Source organism: Flavobacterium sp. LC2016-01, from assembly GCF_009711135.1.
Lineage (GTDB): Bacteria > Bacteroidota > Bacteroidia > Flavobacteriales > Flavobacteriaceae > Flavobacterium.
In genome coordinates this window covers 1-5,341 of the sequence record NZ_WMIC01000019.1, presented here as the reverse complement: position 1 = coordinate 5,341, position 5,341 = coordinate 1, and the positions used below count along the sequence as shown (strand labels likewise).

2 tRNA genes and 3 rRNA genes are annotated in these 5,341 nt (G+C 48.1%); all 5 read left to right on the top strand.

The window, feature by feature from the left end:
- Positions 1-146: 146 nt before the first annotated feature.
- Positions 147-1,660, top strand: a 16S ribosomal RNA gene (locus GKZ88_RS22265).
- A gap of 128 nt (positions 1,661-1,788) precedes the next feature.
- Positions 1,789-1,862: transfer RNA gene (locus GKZ88_RS22260), tRNA-Ile, on the top strand.
- An 89-nt stretch (positions 1,863-1,951) separates the two neighbouring features.
- Positions 1,952-2,025: transfer RNA gene (locus GKZ88_RS22255), tRNA-Ala, on the top strand.
- A 134-nt stretch (positions 2,026-2,159) separates the two neighbouring features.
- Positions 2,160-5,043: ribosomal RNA gene (locus GKZ88_RS22250) — 23S ribosomal RNA — on the top strand.
- A 175-nt stretch (positions 5,044-5,218) separates the two neighbouring features.
- Positions 5,219-5,328 (top strand): 5S ribosomal RNA (rrf, locus tag GKZ88_RS22245).
- Together the 16S, 23S and 5S rRNA genes with 2 tRNA genes alongside form the textbook arrangement of a ribosomal RNA operon.
- The last annotated feature ends 13 nt before the right edge of the window (positions 5,329-5,341 follow it).

The window sequence follows — 5,341 nt, the reverse complement described above, 5'->3', positions numbered from 1 at the left end:
ACGTTCGTAGACATATTGAATTGACAGCCGTTTTAACAGAGATGTTAGAACAAAAGAATAAGAGTAATGGAATCGAGAGATTCGAAAAGAACCGATAGATGTTCGTCGAATAATAAACAGCTTTGAGAAATTGAAGCAAACAATATACGATGAAGAGTTTGATCCTGGCTCAGGATGAACGCTAGCGGCAGGCTTAACACATGCAAGTCGAGGGGTATAGTTCTTCGGAGCTAGAGACCGGCGCACGGGTGCGTAACGCGTATGCAATCTGCCTTTCACAGAGGGATAGCCCAGAGAAATTTGGATTAATACCTCATAGTATTATGGAGTGGCATCACTTTATAATTAAAGTCACAACGGTGAAAGATGAGCATGCGTCCCATTAGCTAGTTGGTAAGGTAACGGCTTACCAAGGCAACGATGGGTAGGGGTCCTGAGAGGGAGATCCCCCACACTGGTACTGAGACACGGACCAGACTCCTACGGGAGGCAGCAGTGAGGAATATTGGACAATGGGCGCAAGCCTGATCCAGCCATGCCGCGTGCAGGATGACGGTCCTATGGATTGTAAACTGCTTTTGTACGAGAAGAAACACTCCTACGTGTAGGAGCTTGACGGTATCGTAAGAATAAGGATCGGCTAACTCCGTGCCAGCAGCCGCGGTAATACGGAGGATCCAAGCGTTATCCGGAATCATTGGGTTTAAAGGGTCCGTAGGCGGTTTAGTAAGTCAGTGGTGAAAGCCCATCGCTCAACGGTGGAACGGCCATTGATACTGCTGAACTTGAATTATTGGGAAGTAACTAGAATATGTAGTGTAGCGGTGAAATGCTTAGAGATTACATGGAATACCAATTGCGAAGGCAGGTTACTACCAATTGATTGACGCTGATGGACGAAAGCGTGGGTAGCGAACAGGATTAGATACCCTGGTAGTCCACGCCGTAAACGATGGATACTAGCTGTTGGGCGCAAGTTCAGTGGCTAAGCGAAAGTGATAAGTATCCCACCTGGGGAGTACGTTCGCAAGAATGAAACTCAAAGGAATTGACGGGGGCCCGCACAAGCGGTGGAGCATGTGGTTTAATTCGATGATACGCGAGGAACCTTACCAAGGCTTAAATGTAGATTGACCGTTTTGGAAACAGAACTTTCGCAAGACAATTTACAAGGTGCTGCATGGTTGTCGTCAGCTCGTGCCGTGAGGTGTCAGGTTAAGTCCTATAACGAGCGCAACCCCTGTTGTTAGTTGCCAGCGAGTCAAGTCGGGAACTCTAACAAGACTGCCAGTGCAAACTGTGAGGAAGGTGGGGATGACGTCAAATCATCACGGCCCTTACGCCTTGGGCTACACACGTGCTACAATGGCCGGTACAGAGAGCAGCCACTGGGCGACCAGGAGCGAATCTATAAAACCGGTCACAGTTCGGATCGGAGTCTGCAACTCGACTCCGTGAAGCTGGAATCGCTAGTAATCGGATATCAGCCATGATCCGGTGAATACGTTCCCGGGCCTTGTACACACCGCCCGTCAAGCCATGGAAGCTGGGGGTGCCTGAAGTCGGTGACCGCAAGGAGCTGCCTAGGGTAAAACTGGTAACTAGGGCTAAGTCGTAACAAGGTAGCCGTACCGGAAGGTGCGGCTGGAACACCTCCTTTCTAGAGCCCCAATTGTTAGCGGAAACGCACGATGGGGAAAAAAGATGAAGATCTTGAACGTTCTGAATTGAAAGATTCAATTACTCTTGCTGTTAATTTAAAAAAATGATAAAACTTAAGTAAAACAGAGTCTCGTAGCTCAGCTGGTTAGAGTACTACACTGATAATGTAGGGGTCGGCAGTTCGAGTCTGCCCGGGACTACTATTTTAACTTAAAAAAAAGGAAATTCTAGAGTTGAGTTCTTATGAATAATCATTCATAATTCATAATTCACAATTCATAATTAGATTGGGGGATTAGCTCAGCTGGCTAGAGCGCCTGCCTTGCACGCAGGAGGTCAACGGTTCGACTCCGTTATTCTCCACTGATCTGCTGAAAAATGCAGATAAAAGTTCATTGACATATTGAGATAAGAAAATAATAAAAAGTAGAAAGCGTTTTTTACTATTTATAGTAAAAGACAAAAAAAAACGGTCATAATTGAATTTATGATTGGTACAATAAGCAAAATAAGGGCGTATGGGGGATGCCTAGGCTCTCAGAGGCGATGAAGGGCGTGATAAGCTGCGAAAAGCTGCGGGGACAAGCACACATTGATTGATCCGCAGATACCCGAATGGGGCAACCCACTATGTTGAAGACATAGTACACCGATAGGTGGGCAAACCCGCTGAACTGAAACATCTAAGTAGGCGGAGGAGAAGAAAACAAAAGTGATTCCGTAAGTAGTGGCGAGCGAACGCGGATTAGCCCAAACCATTTATGTTACGGCATAGGTGGGGTTGTAGGACCGCGACATTTTATGCATGCAGAACCGGAAGTTTCTGGAAAGGAACGCCACAGAGGGTGACAGCCCCGTATGGGTAATAAATGTAATAGATAGCGGTATCCTGAGTAGGGCGGGGCACGTGAAACCCTGTCTGAATTTGGCGGGACCATCCGCTAAGGCTAAATACTCCTGAGAGACCGATAGTGAACCAGTACCGTGAGGGAAAGGTGAAAAGAACCGTGAATAACGGAGTGAAATAGATCCTGAAACCATACGCTTACAAGCGGTCGGAGCCCTTTCGTGGGGTGACGGCGTGCCTTTTGCATAATGAGCCTACGAGTTAACGTTGCTGGCAAGGATAAGTGGTTAAGCCATGGATCCGCAGCGAAAGCGAGTCTGAATAGGGCGCTTTAGTCAGTAGTGTTAGACGCGAAACCGTGTGATCTACCCATGGGCAGGATGAAGCTGTGGTAACACACAGTGGAGGTCCGAACCGGTTGACGTTGAAAAGTCTTCGGATGACCTGTGGGTAGGGGTGAAAGGCCAATCAAACTCGGAAATAGCTCGTACTCCCCGAAATGCATTTAGGTGCAGCGCTGATGATAGTTATATAGAGGTAGAGCTACTGATTGGATGCGGGGGCTTCACCGCCTACCAATTCCTGACAAACTCCGAATGCTATATAATGTTTCACAGCAGTGAGGGCTTGGGTGCTAAGGTCCAAGTCCGAGAGGGAAAGAACCCAGACCATCAGCTAAGGTCCCCAAATATATGTTAAGTTGAAAGAACGAGGTTTGTCTGCCCAGACAGCTAGGATGTTGGCTTGGAAGCAGCCATTCATTTAAAGAGTGCGTAACAGCTCACTAGTCGAGCGGACGAGCATGGATAATAATCGGGCATAAACATATTACCGAAGCTATGGATTTACAGGCAACTGTAAGTGGTAGGGGAGCATTCTGACAGGGCTGAAGGTGTATCGTAAGGTATGCTGGACCGGTCAGAAAAGAAAATGTAGGCATAAGTAACGATAATGCGGGCGAGAAACCCGCACACCGAAAAACTAAGGTTTCCACAGCTATGCTAATCAGCTGTGGGTTAGTCTGGTCCTAAGGCGAACCCGAAAGGGACAGTCGATGGCCAACGGGTTAATATTCCCGTACTACTGAATGCTGTGATGGGGTGACGGAGTGATGAAAGCGCCGCGAACTGACGGAATAGTTCGTTGAAGTACCTACCTATAAGATGCGCAGGCAAATCCACGCGTCTTGGGGAAATACGATAGTACTCGGAGTCTTCGGACAAAGAGATAGTGCGCCTAAGGGCTTCCAAGAAAAACCTCTAAACTTCAGGCATTCAGTACCAGTACCGTAAACCGACACAGGTAGTTGAGGAGAGAATCCTAAGGTGCTCGAGAGATTCATGGCTAAGGAATTAGGCAAAATAGACCTGTAACTTCGGGAGAAAGGTCGCCCCGCCCACGGCGGGGCCGCAGTGAAGAGGTCCAGGCGACTGTTTATCAAAAACACAGGGCTCTGCAAAATCGCAAGATGAAGTATAGGGCCTGACACCTGCCCGGTGCTGGAAGGTTAAGAGGAGATGTTATCTTCGGAGAAGCATTGAATTGAAGCCCCAGTAAACGGCGGCCGTAACTATAACGGTCCTAAGGTAGCGAAATTCCTTGTCGGGTAAGTTCCGACCTGCACGAATGGTGTAACGATCTGGACACTGTCTCAGCCATGAGCTCGGTGAAATTGTAGTAACGGTGAAGATGCCGTTTACCCGCAGTGGGACGAAAAGACCCTGTGCACCTTTACTATAGCTTAGTATTGACCTTGGATAAATGATGTGTAGGATAGGTTGGAGACTATGAAGCGGCGTCGCCAGGCGTTGTGGAGTCATTGTTGAAATACAACCCTTTGTTTATCTGAGGCCTAACCCCGCGATTGCGGGGGACATTGCTTGGTGGGTAGTTTGACTGGGGTGGTCGCCTCCAAAAGAGTAACGGAGGCTTCTAAAGGTTCCCTCAGTACGCTTGGTAACCGTGCGTAGAGTGCAATGGCATAAGGGAGCTTGACTGAGAGACATACAGGTCGATCAGGTACGAAAGTAGAGCATAGTGATCCGGTGGTTCCGCATGGAAGGGCCATCGCTCAAAGGATAAAAGGTACGCCGGGGATAACAGGCTGATCTCCCCCAAGAGCTCATATCGACGGGGGGGTTTGGCACCTCGATGTCGGCTCGTCACATCCTGGGGCTGGAGAAGGTCCCAAGGGTTGGGCTGTTCGCCCATTAAAGTGGCACGCGAGCTGGGTTCAGAACGTCGTGAGACAGTTCGGTCTCTATCTACTGTGGGCGTTAGAAATTTGAGTGGATCTGATTCTAGTACGAGAGGACCGAATTGGACTAACCTCTAGTGTATCTGTTGTCCCGCCAGGGGCACCGCAGAGTAGCTACGTTGGGAAGGGATAAGCGCTGAAAGCATATAAGCGCGAAACCCACCACAAGATGAGATTTCTTTTAAGGATCGTGGAAGATGACCACGTTGATAGGCTATAGATGTAAAGGCAGTAATGTCATAGTCGAGTAGTACTAATAATCCGTAAGCTTATGTACACCCTTTTCTCCCCGCCTCGGCGGGGAGAAGAAACTTTCTAAATTAATACTTCTTTTCTTTATCTCAGTATGTTAAAATATTTGCTCGACGCGAGCAGTCTTTAAGTCGAAAGATTAAAGTCAAAAGTCAAAAGACTTTTAAACTTTATGACCTTAGACTTTGGACTAACAACCTTAAGGTGGTTATTGCGGCGGGGCTCACCTCTTCCCATCCCGAACAGAGTAGTTAAGCCCGCCTGCGCAGATGGTACTGCAGTTATGTGGGAGAGTATGTCGTCGCCTTTCTTTTGAAAACCCT